This window comes from Candidatus Magnetominusculus xianensis (genome assembly GCA_001541255.1).
GTDB classification, from domain to species: domain Bacteria; phylum Nitrospirota; class Thermodesulfovibrionia; order Thermodesulfovibrionales; family Magnetobacteriaceae; genus Magnetominusculus; species Magnetominusculus xianensis.
Genome location: LNQR01000070.1, coordinates 76,530 through 91,679 on the forward strand (window position 1 = coordinate 76,530; position 15,150 = coordinate 91,679).

A 15,150-nucleotide genomic window follows, 5' to 3' on the forward strand; every position below is an offset into this window, starting at 1 on the left:
TCCTGGAAACTGTCCTGTCAAATTTCATAATTAAAAAAATTGTTACTCAACTCATCGGCAATTGTGGAGGTTGGCCCGTGCCCTGGGAGTACCTTTGTATCTGATGGCAGTGTCATAAGTCTCTTAAATGAGGTCTTCAGGGCAGGCATATTACCGCCTGGCAGGTCTGTCCTGCCGACAGAACCCGCAAACAGCGTGTCCCCGGAGATCAGGTTCCCGGCCCCGTAGAGGCAGATGCCGCCCGGTGTGTGCCCGGGCGTATGCAGGACTTTGAATGTGATACCGCCTACTACTACTTCCGAACCCTCGGACAGCAATACATCAGGCTCCGGCATGGGGTCGATTTGAAAGCCCCATACTGCTGCCATGTCCTTTGCCATTTTATATATGACGACCTCGTCTTTGTGCATTTGCACAGAGGCGTTTAGAAATGCCTCCTTCAGGTCTGGAAGCGCACCTATGTGGTCAAAATGTGTATGTGTACACAGTATTTTCACCAGCTTTAGGCCCTTCTCCGTGATATAATCCAGAATCCTGTCCGGCTCATCCCCCGGATCAATCACCATTGCCTCTGCGTCGTCACTGACGATATAGCAGTTGACCTCAAGCTGTCCAACTGCTATTCGTCTTATTGCAATACCCATGTCCTTAAATCTCCAGCCTGCTCATAAGCGCTAAAAGAACATCTTCTGATTTATCAGCACACCTAAAGACAATAAAAATGCATAAATACACAGTGACTCGATCATTGCAAGACCAACTATCAGTGTTGTTGTTATCTTACCTGATGCGCCGGGATTCCTTGCAACTCCCTCACATGCCTTGCTTAAGCCGATGCCCTGACCAATGCCCGTCCCCAGAGCGGCTATGCCGATGCCTATAAGGGCGCCTATTGCCGCCATCGCCTTTGTGCCCGAATCTTTCCCCATGTCTGCGTCGCCTGAGGCGTACACAACAGCTGCCGGGGCAGATACGATTAGCAGCGCTAAGGCCAACATCACAACTACGGATTTCCTCATAACGGTCTATCCTCCTTATATTTTAGTGTGCCTCTTCAACGGCACTTGACAGATACAGCGTTGTTAGAAGTACAAAGACAAAGGCCTGCACTACGGACACCAGCACGCCAAGCCCTAAAAATATAACCGGTAAAATCGCCGGTGCCAACGACAGAAGTACCGTCAGTATTATATGCTTTGACAACATGTTTCCAAACAACCTGACTGAAAGTGTAATCGGCCTTGCCAAGTGTCCTATCAGCTCTATAAAAAACATCATGATCATAAGCGGAAGCGCATATATTGTGCGTATCGGGCCGACAAACTGCTTGATATAGGCGGCCTTGTGTACACGCAGGCCAAAGTAGTGTGTGGCAAAAAACACTGGTACAGCACACGACGCCGTTACATTTATGTTCGACGTGGGGGCGTCAAACCCGGGAATCAGACCGAAGAAATTACATACAAGGACATACAGACCAAGTGTCCCGATAAGCGGGAACATGGAATCCACCCAGTGGTGATTTATGTTTTCGCCGCAAAAATCATATAGTCCCTCAACAATGGACTCTACCACATTTTGAAGGCCAGTCGGGATTAACTTCAGAGATGACCTTACCATCAGGGCTGCCCCTATAAGCACGGCCATTGCCAGCCACGAATAAGTTACAAAATCTGGCACACCTGGTATATGCAATAAGGCATGAGACGATTCCACAATTACCTCCTGAGAAATAAGTCTATGATACTTGTCTGCTTACCTAAATGTCAAGCGGCGTTTGTTTTTTTCTTTATAAAATTAGTGCAACACATCTCCCAATATATTATAATATACTTAGCTATGGGAGATATTTTATGAAATTGGTCGTAAACGCGTCCTACTCGGGTGTGAAGACTGCTGCGCTTGAGCTTTTCACAAGGGAAGTTGTCCGGTGGCTTTGCCGTATCGATGAAAACACGCTCGTTTTCTCCCCTGTTAATATCCCCGGCATTGATGAATCAAATATTGTGATTACGTCTGAGCCTCCAGGGGCGTCTGCCGTTAGTTATTTTAGTAATTTAATGTTCAACAATACTATCTTACCCTACCAGCTTGCCTGGCACAAGGCCGATGTGTTGTTCTGCCCTACTACGGAGTTTCCTTTTATAGATATACTGCCGATGTCGGTCATGGTTCATGACTTAGAGCCGTTGTTTTACCCTGAGCGGTTTGGTCTTGAGGGCGAGTATTTTAGAACAGCCGTTGGGCATCTCAACAGGCAGGACATCAGGGCGCTTGTTATGTCGAATTTCCTTAAGGAGCAGCTTTTAAATAATACCAGCGTATATCTGTCAAATATCGACATCATAGGACCAGGCCTTGACCCCTCGATATATAAACCGGCTGCCGATGATGTAAAGACTGAATTGAAAAAAGAGTTTGCCGCGCGGCTTGGGATTTTCTCACCATATATACTTTTTTGTACGCAGCCTGATGCCCCTGACGGGTCATGTGATACGGTTATTGCTGCCTTTAACAATATAAAATCACGCATAAGGCATTCGCTGCTAATAGTTGGACAGGACAGGGAGCCATCGAATAAGATTAAATACCTCAGCAGCGTCGAAGATATGCCCTCGCTGTTTGCATACGCAGATTTACTTATAGAGACATCCACAGCCGCTAATATCCTAAAGGCACTGGCCTGCGGCACGCCAGTCATTGTCTCAAACACAGGGGCGCTGACTGAGTTTATCTCTGATGCGGGAATGGTGTTTAACCCCGCAGACTCAGTGTTCCTGAGCAAGCTCATGCTGATGCCGATTGTAAACAAGACACTGAGGAAGGAGATGATTGCTAAGGGGCTGCAGTTTGTAAGCAGGTTTTCATGGGAAAAAACTGCGGAGGACATTTATGCCTCCTGCACTGCGGCATATACGGCGTCTTATGACAGAAGACGAAAAACGCATAAATAATGAGGAGCTATCGTGGATATTGTTGAATATGTAAAGAACAAGGCGCTTGAGGCAAGAAATGGGGCAAGGGCAATAGCCGCCGCTGAGACAAAGCGGAAAAATCTTGTATTGACCGAAATGGCCTGGGGGCTGCAAAAAGAAAAAGACTATCTTATCAGCGAAAATGAAAAGGATGTCTCAGCAGCCAGACAAAAGGGCCTTAGCGACGCAATGATAGACAGACTTACACTTAACGAAAAAAGAATAGTGGAGATGGCTGACGGCCTCGTTGAGGTCTCACAGATGGCAGACCCCGTAGGTGAAATCTCCAATATGCGAAAAAGGCCAAATGAAATGCTTGTTGGTAAGATGAGAGTGCCCATCGGGGTGATAAGCATGATATATGAGGCACGTCCCAATGTTACAGCAGATGCCGCCGGTCTGTGTATCAAGGCAGGGAATGCAGTAATCCTGAGGGGTGGGTCAGAGGCAGTAAATTCAAATAAGGCAATCGTGTCCATACTGCGCAGAGCGCTGCATGCTGCTGAACTTCCCGAAGGGGTTGTGACATTTATAGATAACACCCAAAGGGATGTAGTCATGGAGATGCTCAAACTTGAGGGTCTCATAGATTTGGTCATCCCAAGAGGGGGCGAGGGGCTGATTCGCACGGTGACAGAAAACTCCAGAATCCCTGTGCTGAAGCACTACAAGGGGGTATGCCATGTGTTTGTGGACAGGGAGTGCAGCACTGACATGGCCTCTGAGATATGTTTTAACTCTAAGGTGCAGCGCCCGGGCACGTGTAACGCCATGGAGACACTGCTTGTGGACTCAGCAATTGCAGGGGATTTTCTGCCTCAGATGATAAAGCGCTTCAGAGAGGCCGGTGTTACAATTATAGGCTGTCCTGAGACTATGAAGGCAGCCCCGGAGCAGGTGTCACCTGTCAGGGAAGAGGACTATTATGTAGAATATCTCTCGTTAAAGTTAAATATCAGGGTAGTAAGCGGCCTTGATGAGGCCATTGCCCATATAGCAAAGTACAGCTCGTCGCATACAGATGCAATCGTTACAAATAATCACCAGCGGGCGATGAGATTCCTGCGTGAGGTTGACTCCTCGGCGGTTTTAATCAATGCCTCAACACGTCTCAACGACGGCGGACAGTTTGGGCTTGGTGCAGAGATAGGAATCTCTACAGACAAAATCCACGCCAGAGGCCCTATGGGATTGCAAGAGCTGACAACGGAGAAATTCATAGTATTTGGTAATGGTCAACTAAGGATTTAGGTATCATGACAATTCAGCCATGATGAGTAATCAAAACAGGAGTTCCTGTGTAATGTGGGTAAACAGGCGGATTCCCGCAGATGCAGGAATCCGCCTGTTTCAACTCTTTATTTCCAGCTAATGCCGGTGTAATCCCACCTTCCGTTTGTGTAGTAATACATAATGCCGTCCGACCAGGCTAATAGGCCGGAGTTTGCGTACCACTGTACGTAGTACGCATTACCAAGAGAATCTCTATAGGCTGTTATTTCAGTCGTTTTTGTGCCGTACCTCAAGGGGTACTGATCATAGAGCTTATCTATTGCAGCAGTGGCCTTTTGTAAATTAGTTGTTATGTCTTGTTTCCATGTGAGTCCGGTGTCATGCCAGGCCTGGTTATAGTAGTACCACATGGTGCCGTCAGACCATGCCAGGATAGCCGTGCCGCTTGTGTACCACTGGACGTAAATTGTGCCGCTTGAATTAGTGCCTGACTGCATAGTTCCAAGCGGCGTTCCAAAAAATGAACTCATTTTATTATAGATACCGTTGATTGCGTTTGAGGCGTTAGTTGTTATGATAGTGTCGGATGTAGCGAATTGTGCTGTGGCGGTCTTATTGTCTGATGACATTAGCATGGTGCATTGTTCGTCGATGGACGAGGTGCATCCTGTCCAACTTAAAAACCCATAGCCTGGGTCACCCGTTGCAGTGAGGATTACGGTAGTGTTGTCAGCATATTGGGCACTGCACAGAGAGCCGCAGTATATCCCTGAGGGGCTGCTTACTACTGTGCCGTTTCCGATTTTGTTTATAACCAGGGATGTGGGGATGCTGTCAAACGAAACGGAAACAGTTTTATTCGCTGACATTATGACAGTACACTGTGTACCATTTGTGGAGTCACATCCGCTCCAGCTCTTAAATGCGTAGCTTGCGTTCGCTGTTGCAGTCAGGGTTACGGTAAGATTGTCGGCAAATGTGGTTTTACACGAAGACCCTCCAGTGCCGCAGGTTATTCCTGAGGGGCTGCTTGTTACCGTACCACCGTTTCCACTATTGATTACAGTGAGTGTTCGGTCAGTCTGGGGTACACCAAAGACTGCGGTAATGTTCTTTAGCGATGTCATAACCACAGTGCATTGCGCACCGCTTGTGGAGTCGCAGCCGGTCCATCCTGAAAAACTATCGCCAATAGTTGGTTCAGCTATCAGGGTTACATATTGTGGGCAGGTATAAATCGCCATGCCGTTGGTGCCGGTATTGTCCCATAATATTGGGCCGGATGTTGATAATACCGTGCCCGTGCCCGTGCCTTGTAATTGAATAAGTACGTTATATTGGGGACGAGCCGCTGTATAGATATATCCCCCAAATGTAGTGGCGGCAATCTTATCTCCACCATACGATACCGATACACTCGTCCAAAGCCTGCTTCCTGCCGAGGTTTCCTGTGTCCAGTTGTCGCCGGAATTCTGTGATGTATAAATATATCCATCGTTACCAAAACTTGAAGCGGCCAGCACAACTCCCAGCGGGCCTGATGATATAGATGTCCAGTTTTGGCTGCCCGCACCAGTTCGTGTTGTCCAAGAACTGCCAGAGTCTGCAGATGTATATATATATCCCCCATAGCCTTCTACTGCGGAGAGCCTCTTTCCATCCCACGACGACGCAATGCTCCACCAGAATTTTTGGCCGGAGTTTACTTGATCTTTCCATGAGGTAGCATTGTCTGATGACGTATAAATATCTCCGTTTGATGGTCCGAGAGCGACTGCCTGCCCATCATCTGATGTGGCTATTGTATAAAAATATCCAATTCCAGGGTTGTTGTATGTAGGGGTGCTTGAATCCTGGATTGTGCTGCGTGCCTGCCATGTTAAGCCGCCGTCCATTGATTTGTAAATATAGGTATGACCGGTATAATCCCCGGCATATAGTATATTCCCACTTGTAGACGACGCTATTGTCATCCAGTTAGTACTCATTGCACTTGTCCGTGTCCAGTTATCTCCATAATTCCATGATATATATACATAACCGTTAGGGGAGTTTTCTACGGCAGCCAGGCGTTGTCCGCTAGATGATGACGCTATTGCGTACCAGGGTCTCTGGCCTGAGTTAGTTTGTGTCCATGTAGTGCCATTATCGCTTGATGTATAAATATAGCCGTTATACTCAATCGCAGCCAGATGTACTCCGTCATCGGACGACGCTACCTTCCACCAATACCTCTGACCGGAATTTGTTTGCTCTGTCCATGTGTAACCACAAGTATAGGTAGTAGCGCCAAACGAGTATCCTGCTGCTGACAGTATTATAAGCGCTGCTAAACAGCGCATGAGTGCCTTGAACACAACTGATGATGAAAAATCCCCTTTTTGTTCTCTGATTGCCCTGATAATGTTTTGCCATGAAACCATTTTTACCCCTCCTGTATTGTTAACCCTCTTTAACAGCCTTGCTGTAGCCGCACACGCCGCACATAATTAATGATAGCATACAGCTTATCATATTTTCCACTGATTTAAACCATCACTTTCTATTGGCACTGAGAACAATGTCAGATTAAAGAAAAATTAGCGGCTATATTAAAGTATACTCTTTACACGTCCGATTGTACTATGGTAGTATTAGTCATATATTAAAAGCGGAGGGTGCAGACTATGTTCAGTAATCGAAAATTCGTATTGATATGCGTTATTGTCTTTGTAGCCTTACATCAGGCTGAGGCCGTTGATTCTTATTCAAGCGCTGAGATGCGGCATTCACCTCTTCTGGTAAACACCATCACCCATGTTCCCAATGCTTCCGAAGTAGACCCTGACTATGCAATCGCTAATGTTGCAATTTTAAATTTAATAGCAACTTATAGCTCGTTCTTAGGTAATGCAACCGGTACTCTTCAAACAAACAGCTATGGCTTGACTGGAAACTATTATACCCAGTGGTTTACAAACGGCATGGCACTGATGGCATGGGTAGACGGCTATGTGTACCTTTATTATAACGCTACATGGCAGTCTCTTAACGTGATTTGGAATACCGAAATTGCTGATGTTTATTTGATATTCAATACGTTAATATACCAGTACAGTTCTTTTTTTGGAACTCCTGCCGGTGGTGTGATTCGCGGGACGAGCAGCGGTCAGAACTATTATTCTATTTATTTTAAAAATGGCATCATGTTGTACGCGGCACCAGATGGTAATTTATACTACTATCTTGGCGGCATATGGAAGTCTATCGGGATGACGTGGAAATAAACCTAAGGGGACAGCCTTAGAGCATCGCCAGAGTATCTATGGCGCAGGAATCTATGGCGCATCTTCAGCGTACTCCAAAGCTATGGGGCTATGGGCAGTTGGACAGTGCCCTTGCGGCGATGTCAGTCCTGTAGTGCATTGCCTCGAACTGGATTTTTGCAACTGCCTTGTAGGCGTTGTCTTTAGCCTCTGATATGTTATTTCCCAGGGCAGTTACCGTCAGCACCCTTCCAGAGGAGGTGACAAGGCTGCCGTTGTCGAAGGTTGTTCCGCTGTGAAAGACAAACACATCGTCTGAGGGCGTAATTGACTCAAGGCCGGTAATCTGCTTCCCGCGCTGGAAGTTTCCGGGGTAGCCGCCCGCAGCGATAACCACGCCAACAGCAGCCTCTGGTTTCCATTGAATCGAGGCAGTCTCCAATGTTCCATCATGAACTGAAAGGCAGATGTCAGTGATGTCTGAGGCAAGCCTCATAAGAATAGCCTGAGCCTCGGGGTCTCCAAACCGGCAGTTATACTCAAGTACATAGGGCCTTCCTTCATGTATCATCAACCCGGCGTAGAGTACGCCCTTGTATTTAATGCCGTCTTTGGCAAGTAATGATATGGTTGGGCGCATGATAGTTTCCATAATAATCTCCTGCAGCGCATTGTCCACAACGGGGGCCGGGCTGTAGGCGCCCATACCTCCAGTATTAGGGCCTTTGTCGTTGTCAAAGACGCGCTTGTGGTCTTGCGAGGTGGGAATGGGGACAATGGTCTTCCCGTCGGTAATGACCATAAAAGATACCTCCTCACCTGTTAGACACTCTTCGATGATGACCTTATTTCCTGCATCGCCAAATGCCCTGTCTGTCATGATTAATTTTAATGCGTTCTCAGCCTCTTCATACGTCCCGGCAACTATGACCCCCTTGCCCGCCGCAAGGCCGTCCGCCTTTATAACAATAGGGGCGCCCATTAATCTGATATAAGCCTCTGCTTCCGGGTATGACGTAAATACCTTGTACCTTGCGGTTGGAATCCCGTGCCTTCTCATAAAGTCCTTTGCAAATACCTTGCTGGTCTCAAGCGCTGCGGCCTGCTGCTTTGGTCCGAATATCTTCAGCCCTTCGCGCTCAAACAAATCGACAATCCCCAGTCCAAGTGGTACCTCAGGCCCCACGATGGTCAAGTCTATCCATTCGCACTTAACGAGGTCAATAAGGGCCTTAATATTGTACGGGTCAGTGCTGTTGATACATTCGGCCAGACCTGCAATTCCAGCATTCCCAGGACAACAGTAAACCTTGTCCACGCGTTTACACTTCCTTAGTGCCCAGACAAGCGCGTGTTCCCTGCCCCCGCCGCCAATTACAAGAACTTTCATCCGTTTACCCCTTTTGTTAATATAATTTAGTCAGTAGTATATAGCATTGGCAGTGGTTTTTCCAACAGATAAAAACAGGGCAAACGCATTTGGAAATTACAGTGGTATCCGTTTTATTTTGGCTGTGTGATAATATATAATGAGCATGGATATAATGTTTGACAGAATAGACTTCACAGAGATAACCGGTAATCTGACCCTTCTCTATGTCGAGGACGAGGAGTCTGTGAGGCTTACGTCCAAGCTGCGTAAGATATTTAAAAACGTCATCGTTGCCGAAAATGGTTTAAACGGCATCAGCCTGTTCGAGGAAAACCAGGTTGATCTCGTTATGACTGACTATTTGATGCCTGAGTTAAACGGCATGGAGTTTATCAAGCGCATCAGAGAAAAAGACACAAGGGTTCCCATTATTATGATAACCGGATATATCGATACAGAATTTCTGATTGAGGCAATTAATCTTGGCGTCAATCAATTCATCACCAAGCCCATAATCATGCAAAACCTGATGAAGGCCGTCGAAATAGCCGTCCAGGGCTTCGTCCTTGACAATCTTGCTCAGATTAGCCGCCAGCAGGAACTCGAACTCCTGCGATACAGGGAAAAATACCATTCAACTCAGCAGGAACTGGCATTTCTTAAGGAACTGAAGATTATCAGAAACGACCTCAACCATATCAAATTGGAGACTGGGAAAGCTGTCTGGCACGCTGAGATTTGCTACGTCCCTCTGGATATACTAAGCGGCGACAGCTATTCTATCAGGGAGATAGCAGAGGGCAGGGTCCTTTTTTTTATATCTGACGCTATGGGCAAGGGTCTCTCCGCATCTGTAACATCCATACTAACCACCTCGTTTGTTAACCATCTGATAGACGAGTCTATTGACAGCGGGGGCTTTGATTTTACAAAATTCCTTAAATCTTATACGAGTTTCATAAAAAAAGAACTCCTTGCTGAGGAGATAATATGCGCTGCATTCGTATATATTGACTTTCACGTTGAGCTGCTTAAAGCGGCAATATTTTCTATGCCCCCGGTGTTGGCCCTGAAGTCCAACGGTCAGCTCCTGAAAATTAACAGCAACAATCTCCCTATCATGAAATACCTCAACGACACAGTAACCAGTACCTTTGATATATCTGGGATTGAAAAGATTCTCATATACAGCGACGGTTTAAATGAAAGCCCATTAGCCCTGTCAGAAGGAGGTCTCTATCATGACTATATAGACGAGGATTTCAGCCGCTCCTGTTTCAAAAATAACCTCTATCAAAGTTTTATTAAACAAACTGCTACCCCTGAGGACGACGTAACGTTTATCTTTATACAGCGCCTTGAGACAAACTGGGACACGCTCCGGGAGTTTACAGTGCTGGGCAAGGTATCTGATATCGACGCTATGACGGCTGATTTGCACAGCACCCTTAATACTATGGGACTTGACCAGGGGTTTATCGCCCATTTTCTCAGCTCATTAACAGAGCTGATGGTCAATGCCTATGAACACGGAATTCTCGGTATCCCCTCAACGTCTAAGCAAACCATGACATCCAACGGCACTTACGACGACTATCGCATCGAACTGGAGAGACACGTTAATAAAAACATATACGTTTCATTGGGGAAATACACGAAAGACGGTAAGGATTTCTTAACAGCAACCGTCAGGGATGAAGGAGCCGGGTTTAATGCCGCAAAAATAAGCGGGATCAATACCGATGACCAATCGTTTACCGGCAGGGGGATTAAAATTGCAAAAACCCTCTCAGATTGTCTATTATACAATAAGCAGGGAAACGAGGCCCTATTGATTAAGGAAATCCCTGCTAAAATACTCTGATACTTAGGCGGTGTAAACATGGAAATTGAAAAAACTACAGATACAGAGGCTGTCATAACAGGTCACGTAAAGACCATAGAAGACTATACAAAAATCAAACAAGTTATAAACTTGATGCTTGCAGGTGATGACATCACCATTACGATAAAAATCCCTGATTCTATTTCAATTACATCCTCTGTCATTGGATATTTATTGAAACTGGTCTTTGAAAATAAGGTTGATTTGCGGCTGCTTGTCAGGGAACAGAAGCTCTATAATCTGCTTGAGGTGCTGAATCTTATAACGGTGTTTAAGGTTCAGAAGATGTGATGAGGCGGGTCTGTTAACTAAACTGTGTCAGACCAGGTTTTAGCCCTTAACATATAAATTTATATGGGTGCTTTTGAGAAGGCGGCCATTAATATATCTCGCTCCTCCGTCACATCCAGTAACTGTTTCTTCAGTTTCCGCAGTTCAACCTTTTCCACTTGTAGAGCAGATTTTCATGAATTCCTAGAGCAGATTTTCATGAATTCCAAGATTCCGGGAAACCTCAGAAACTTTCATGCCTCCCTCTGTTATCAATCGTACTGCCTCAGATTTAAACTCTTCATCATACCTTCGTCTTTTCATCCCTTACCTCCGTTCAGTATTCTATCTTATTTTCTTGTCCACTGAATCGGAGGAAGATCAATTTATGCCTTCTTAATTTCGCGGTATATACCACTTCGTACCGAATAGTTTATCTCTCTTTTGTTTTACTTGAGTCACCTTTTCATTTATATTCTGTACACTTTGTTTATTGACTTGCCCCGTTTTCATCGTATGTGACATTTCCATCATGCAGTGGCACATATCACCAATCAATTCGGACATCTTGTGCAGGTCTTCGCTTGTCATATCCTTTTGTGTAGATTCCTTGTGCAAGTCACCTGAAATTTTCTCCATAACCTCCATCATCTCCATAATATGCTGCATCATCGTGGTCTTAGCTCCGCTGTGGTCGTGGCTTTTTTCATCGCCCTGACTCGTATTTTGCGCTTGAAGCTTTCCACTAGTCTTGGGTTTTGGGTCGTGCATGTGACGATCCTCTCCCATGGCATAGCCTGTGGTATGCCCCATAACCAATATAACCGCGCATATCAACGTCAATCCAGTTTTTTTCATACATCCTCCTTTGTTGTGTTTTATTTTGTGTCTTGATATAACTATATCATGACAATGTGAAGAAATTATGAAGCACTTCAACTTAACGGTTGCTTCAGATAGAATGGACAAATTACAAGTATTACACCAAACTCTTGCTCTCAGATCGTTCATTGAAAATTGCTGTGCTGATTTTAGTCGTTGTGACATTTTCCTGTTCCTTCTGATATAATATACCGATGTTCCATACACGGAGGTAACCCATGACTATTACGGAGAAGATACTCGCAACGGCAGCCGGTAAGAAATTCGTCGAACCGGGTGAATTGATAGATGCCGGGGTAGACCTTGTCCTTGCTAACGACATCACCGCTCCGATTGCTATTAAGGAATTTAATAAAATTGGCGCCAAAGGTGTATTTGATAAAGATAAGATTGCGCTCATCCCAGACCATTTTGTCCCCCAAAAGGACATCAAGGCTGCTGAGCAGTGTAAGGCGCTGAAGCAGTTCTCTAAGGAACATGATTTATCCCTGTACTTTGAGGTAGGCAGGATGGGCGTTGAACATGCCCTGCTGCCTGAACAAGGGCTTGTCGTGCCCGGTGACTGCATAATCGGCGCAGACAGCCACACATGCACATATGGCGCGCTTGGGGCATTTTCAACCGGCGTAGGCTCAACGGACGCGGCGTCGGCTATGGCTACAGGGCGCTGCTGGTTTAAAGTCCCCGAGTCTATGAAATTTATATATTACGGCAAATTAAATAAATGGGTAGGAGGCAAAGACCTCATCCTGCACACGATAGGAGATATAGGCGTTGATGGCGCGCTCTACCGGGCTATGGAGTTTGACGGTGAGGTAATCACAGCGCTGCCGATGTATGGACGCCTCACAATGTGTAATATGGCAATTGAGGCCGGCGGAAAGAGCAGTATAGTTGTCCCCGATGATATCACAATGGAATATATACGCGGCAGGGCCAAAAGGCCATATGTGTTTTATGCCTCAGACAAAGATTCGCATTATGTAGAAGTGCGTGAGTACGACTGCTCAAAGATAGAGCCGACGGTTGCCTGTCCGCATCTGCCGTCAAACACGCGGGCAGCAAAAGAATTATCAAATATCTCGATTGATCAGGTTGTAATAGGCTCATGCACCAATGGCCGCCTTGAGGACCTCAGAGAGGCCGCCGCCGTAATAAAAGGCCGCAAGGTAAACTCGAATCTCAGGATGATAGTAATACCGGCAACTCAGCAGATATATAAAGATGCTATGAACGAGGGCCTGCTGGAGACATTCATAAATGCCGAGGCCGTAGTCTCGACCCCTACGTGCGGCCCGTGTCTGGGCGGCTATATGGGTATTTTGGCCGAGGGCGAAAGGGCATTGGCCACGACAAACAGGAATTTTATAGGTAGGATGGGACACACAGGCTCAGAGGTATATCTTGCAAATCCGGCAGTGGCTGCGGCAACCGCAGTGCTTGGCAGGATTGCAACGCCTGAGGAACTAGGCCTCTGATTTGAACCCTATATATCATTTAGAAGAACGATTAAAGGCAAAGGGGCTGGCGCTGCCTCCTGCCCCCACACCGCTTGGAGCATATGTACCGGCGGTTATCAGCGGGAACTTGTTGTTCCTCAGTGGGATGCTGCCCCTCAGAGACGCCAGGCTCATCAGGACAGGCAAGGCGGGGTTTGATGTTACGCTTGAAGAGCTGCGAGAGGATGCAGCACAGGTTGTCCTCAATGCCCTTGCAGTGGTTAAACAGACCCTCGGCGATTTTAACCGCATAGTACGGTGTGTAAAGCTCACGGGCTATGTGGCCAGTGCTGATACCTTTTACGAACAGCCGCAGGTCATTAACGGTGCCTCGGAACTGCTCTTTGAACTTATGGGAGAGCGTGGGCGGCACTGCCGCAGTGCCGTTGGGGTCAGTGTGCTGCCTCTTAACAGCCCCATCGAGATAGACTTTATATTTGAGATAGATAAATGTTAAAGGCATTATGTCCAGACCGGTAGTAGTAATCGTAGGCAGACAAAATGTGGGGAAATCAACCCTTTTTAACCGGATTACCGGCGGCAGAAAGGCCATAGTCAAAGACGAACCCGGCGTTACACGAGACAGGATTTACGGCGAGGCCGTGTGGGAAGGCCGCAGCTTTGTCGTTATCGATACGGGGGGATTTTTCACCGGCACTGACGACGAAATCCTTGCCGGGGTGACAAGGCACGCCCTTATGGGTATAGACGAGGCCGATGTGGTGATTCAACTGTTTGACTCGAAAGACGGCCTCACCCCAGCCGACCTTGAGCTTGCCTCACTTGTCAGAAAATGCAACAAGGCAGTCCTCTGGGTAGTTAACAAGATAGACAACCTGAAGGCTGAACAGCGCATGGCAGACTTCTATCACATAGGAGGCACGGTGCTTGGTGTCTCGGCAGAGGGCGGGCTTGGATTTGACGAACTGATGGACGAGGTTATAAGCCGGTTTAAGCCCGGCAGCCACAGCGATAGTACAACCTCAGAGCTCCCCAAAATAGCAATCGTAGGGCGCCCCAATGTGGGAAAATCTACGCTGGTTAATACGCTGCTTGGAAAAGAGAAGATGCTTGTAAGTCCGGTAAGCGGCACGACAAGGGACTCTGTTGACAGCATATGTACGTATTACGGCAAAAAATATGTCCTTATAGACACTGCCGGTATAAGAAAAAAACCAAACGTTGTCGAAGACCTTGAGAGGTTTTCTGTGGTGCGCGCCATACGAAGCATCGAAAGGGCAGACGTAGTGGTGTTTTTGATAGATGCAACAGAGGGAATCGTCGAACAGGACAAGAAAATCGTAAGCCTGATAGACCGCTCCGGCAAGGGCCTCATCCTGTGTATAAACAAGTGGGACGCCGTAGACTCACCAGATGAGAGCTACCGCCAGTTCATGGACTCCGTAGAGCATCATTTTGCATTTGCGTACTATGCCCCAATGCTCACCATCTCGGGGCTGATGAAAAAGAGGATTACAAAGATTTTCCCGCTGGTTGGCGAGATAGTGAGAGAGAGAAAAAAACGCATAACCACAGGCGTGCTAAACAGGTATGTCGAGACATTGAACAAGCAACTGCCAGCATATAAGGGCAAGCAGACGAAGGTATTTTATATATCTCAGGTGGCGGTAGAGCCGCCCCAGTTTGCGGTGTTTTTAAACTATCCCGAGGCCATCAAAGACAATCACATGAGATATATTGAAAAACTAATCAGACAGGGATATCCCTTTAATGGTACGCCCATACGGGTGTATATAAAAAAGAGAAACAGATGAGACAGGGAGTTTAA

Annotated in this window: 14 protein-coding genes and 1 pseudogene; 8 read left to right on the forward strand and 7 right to left on the reverse strand. The window is 46.6% G+C overall.

Annotated features, from left to right (window positions below; genetic code table 11):
* Positions 1-17: 17 nt before the first annotated feature.
* From ASN18_RS10155 to atpB, 3 genes are read right to left on the reverse strand one after another with little or no spacing between them, the layout of a single operon-like run.
* Positions 18-644: an MBL fold metallo-hydrolase gene (locus ASN18_RS10155; RefSeq protein ID WP_236861658.1), complete on the reverse strand. Its 627-nt coding sequence runs from the start codon at positions 642-644 to the stop codon at positions 18-20.
* Between the two features lie 30 nt (positions 645-674).
* The gene (gene atpE / locus ASN18_RS10160; protein ID WP_085052636.1) at positions 675-1,019 is read right to left on the reverse strand and encodes an ATP synthase F0 subunit C; all 345 of its coding nucleotides are present in this window, start codon (positions 1,017-1,019) and stop codon (positions 675-677) included.
* 22 nt (positions 1,020-1,041) lie between these two features.
* On the reverse strand, positions 1,042-1,716 hold the full coding sequence (gene atpB, locus ASN18_RS10165) for a F0F1 ATP synthase subunit A (RefSeq protein ID WP_085052637.1): 675 nt from the start codon (positions 1,714-1,716) through the stop codon (positions 1,042-1,044).
* 137 nt (positions 1,717-1,853) lie between these two features.
* Here atpB and ASN18_RS10170 point away from each other — a divergent pair, with 137 nt between their 5' ends.
* Complete coding sequence (locus ASN18_RS10170; protein ID WP_236861659.1) at positions 1,854-2,954, forward strand: glycosyltransferase; 1,101 nt, start codon at positions 1,854-1,856, stop codon at positions 2,952-2,954.
* Positions 2,955-2,966: 12 nt separating this feature from the next.
* Positions 2,967-4,226 (forward strand): glutamate-5-semialdehyde dehydrogenase, encoded by a 1,260-nt coding sequence (locus ASN18_RS10175; protein ID WP_085052639.1) that lies wholly within the window; start codon positions 2,967-2,969, stop codon positions 4,224-4,226.
* 107 nt (positions 4,227-4,333) lie between these two features.
* Here ASN18_RS10175 and ASN18_RS10180 read toward each other — a convergent pair whose 3' ends face one another.
* Entirely contained in the window at positions 4,334-6,631 is a 2,298-nt protein-coding gene (locus ASN18_RS10180; RefSeq protein WP_085052640.1) for an InlB B-repeat-containing protein, read from the reverse strand.
* Between the two features lie 243 nt (positions 6,632-6,874).
* Here ASN18_RS10180 and ASN18_RS10185 point away from each other — a divergent pair, with 243 nt between their 5' ends.
* Positions 6,875-7,474, forward strand: coding sequence for a hypothetical protein (locus ASN18_RS10185; RefSeq protein WP_085052641.1), 600 nt, complete (start codon positions 6,875-6,877; stop codon positions 7,472-7,474).
* A gap of 88 nt (positions 7,475-7,562) precedes the next feature.
* On the opposite strand, the gene purD is transcribed toward ASN18_RS10185, so the two are convergent.
* Positions 7,563-8,843, reverse strand: a complete 1,281-nt coding sequence (gene purD, locus ASN18_RS10190; protein WP_085052642.1) for a phosphoribosylamine--glycine ligase — start codon at positions 8,841-8,843, stop codon at positions 7,563-7,565.
* 154 nt (positions 8,844-8,997) lie between these two features.
* On the opposite strand from purD, the gene ASN18_RS10195 reads away from it, so the two are divergent.
* Both ASN18_RS10195 and ASN18_RS10200 read left to right on the forward strand, forming a co-directional pair.
* Positions 8,998-10,689 carry a response regulator gene (locus ASN18_RS10195; protein ID WP_236861660.1) on the forward strand — a complete coding sequence of 564 codons (1,692 nt, stop codon included), beginning with the start codon at positions 8,998-9,000 and terminating at the stop codon, positions 10,687-10,689.
* A gap of 18 nt (positions 10,690-10,707) precedes the next feature.
* The gene (locus ASN18_RS10200; protein WP_085052644.1) at positions 10,708-11,001 is read left to right on the forward strand and encodes a hypothetical protein; all 294 of its coding nucleotides are present in this window, start codon (positions 10,708-10,710) and stop codon (positions 10,999-11,001) included.
* A gap of 186 nt (positions 11,002-11,187) precedes the next feature.
* On the opposite strand, the pseudogene ASN18_RS17975 reads toward ASN18_RS10200, so the two are convergent.
* Both ASN18_RS17975 and ASN18_RS10210 read right to left on the reverse strand, forming a co-directional pair.
* A pseudogene (locus ASN18_RS17975) lies at positions 11,188-11,304 on the reverse strand (transposase); the annotation flags it as partial.
* Between the two features lie 72 nt (positions 11,305-11,376).
* Positions 11,377-11,838 (reverse strand): hypothetical protein, encoded by a 462-nt coding sequence (locus tag ASN18_RS10210; protein WP_085052646.1) that lies wholly within the window; start codon positions 11,836-11,838, stop codon positions 11,377-11,379.
* A gap of 242 nt (positions 11,839-12,080) precedes the next feature.
* On the opposite strand from ASN18_RS10210, the gene leuC reads away from it, so the two are divergent.
* Genes leuC through der form a run of 3 tightly spaced genes read left to right on the forward strand, consistent with a single transcriptional unit; the run spans position 12,081 to position 15,136 of the window.
* Positions 12,081-13,340, forward strand: coding sequence for a 3-isopropylmalate dehydratase large subunit (leuC, locus tag ASN18_RS10215; RefSeq protein ID WP_085052647.1), 1,260 nt, complete (start codon positions 12,081-12,083; stop codon positions 13,338-13,340).
* A gap of 1 nt (position 13,341) precedes the next feature.
* Positions 13,342-13,818, forward strand: a complete 477-nt coding sequence (locus ASN18_RS10220) for a RidA family protein (RefSeq protein ID WP_236861661.1) — start codon at positions 13,342-13,344, stop codon at positions 13,816-13,818.
* A 7-nt stretch (positions 13,819-13,825) separates the two neighbouring features.
* Positions 13,826-15,136, forward strand: a complete 1,311-nt coding sequence (gene der / locus ASN18_RS10225; protein WP_085052648.1) for a ribosome biogenesis GTPase Der — start codon at positions 13,826-13,828, stop codon at positions 15,134-15,136.
* The last annotated feature ends 14 nt before the right edge of the window (positions 15,137-15,150 follow it).